1 protein-coding gene is annotated in these 1,233 nt (G+C 27.7%); it reads left to right on the top strand.

What is annotated here, in order from left to right:
• The first annotated feature begins 430 nt into the window (after positions 1–430).
• Entirely contained in the window at positions 431–1,165 is a 735-nt protein-coding gene (locus tag Q0649_RS18240; RefSeq protein WP_298845395.1) for an NAD-dependent protein deacylase, read from the top strand.
• Positions 1,166–1,233: the final 68 nt, after the last annotated feature.

Here is a 1,233-nt window from a genome sequence, read left to right as displayed (position 1 = left end):
TCTGCGCCAACTGTTAAGTTGGTTAGCAAGCTCATTACATACTTTTTAGTCTTACAACTAAAATATTACTTTTACTAAAGTAATTGACTGGTTAAAATAAAATATAATTTCATTTCTTTACCTATTTCTCTGTTTAATTTTCAAAGACCAATTTATTGTTTCATATCAAATATCATCGCTTACTTACGACGACATGTAGTATCTTACCATAACGGATTTATTGTATATTAACATTATAGTTCATATATCTAGATTATCACCATTTATCTCTATTATTCACTGTTAATCCTCCAATCTCTTATATTGATACACTAGGATAGGTATAATGTTACTTGTACTACAATATTATCTAATGTTAAACACTACTAGTATACTTATTTAACAACGACTAATCAATTAACTGTTATAATATACATAAGGGGCTGATGTTATGTGTTACAAATCATTAGAAACAATTGTAAAAAATAGTACTAATATAGTTTTTTTTGGAGGTGCAGGTGTATCTACCGAAAGTTGTATTCCTGATTTTCGTTCTGCACAAGGTTTATATAATGTAAAAAATGATTTAAAATTTTCTCCTGAAGTTATTTTAAGTCATTCTTTTTTTATAAATCATACTGAAGAATTTTTTAAATTTTATAAGACTAATATGATTTTTACTGATGCATTGCCTAATGCTGCCCACATTGCATTATCAAAGCTTGAAAATAAAAATAAATTAAAAGCTATAATCACTCAAAATATTGATGGATTACATCAAATGGCAGGTTCAAAACACGTTTATGAACTTCATGGATCTATACATAGAAATTATTGTATGAAATGCAATAAATCTTTCACCTTAAAGTATATCTTAGCTAGCAACTCAATAATTCCAATATGTGATAATTGTGGTGGTATTGTCAAACCTGATGTAGTTCTTTATGAAGAAAATTTAGATATGAGTATCTTAGAAAGTTCCATTAAAGCAATAGGTAATGCTGACACATTAATTGTAGGTGGCACCTCTCTTGTAGTCTATCCAGCTGCAAACTTAATTAAATACTTTAATGGGAAAAACTTGATTCTTATCAACAAGACTCCTACCCAATATGACAATCAAGCAGATTTAGTAATTAACGATAGTATAGGCAAAGTTTTGAGCACTGTTTGTTCATCACTTTAAAATAATCAATTTATATTTTAACGCAAAAAAACACTAAGATAAACTTAGTGTTTTTTTTATTACCTGGC

The organism is uncultured Clostridium sp. (assembly GCF_937920395.1).
In the GTDB taxonomy this organism is placed as follows: domain Bacteria; phylum Bacillota; class Clostridia; order Clostridiales; family Clostridiaceae; genus Clostridium_AD.
The sequence above is the reverse complement of the archived record's forward strand: the minus strand, read 5'-3'. Positions and strand labels throughout refer to the sequence as shown.

What these genes read in the sequence shown, in the direction of transcription:
- Q0649_RS18240 (WP_298845395.1), top strand. Translation starts at nt 431, where the DNA reads ATGTGTTACAAATCATTAGAAACAATTGTAAAAAATAGTACTAATATA.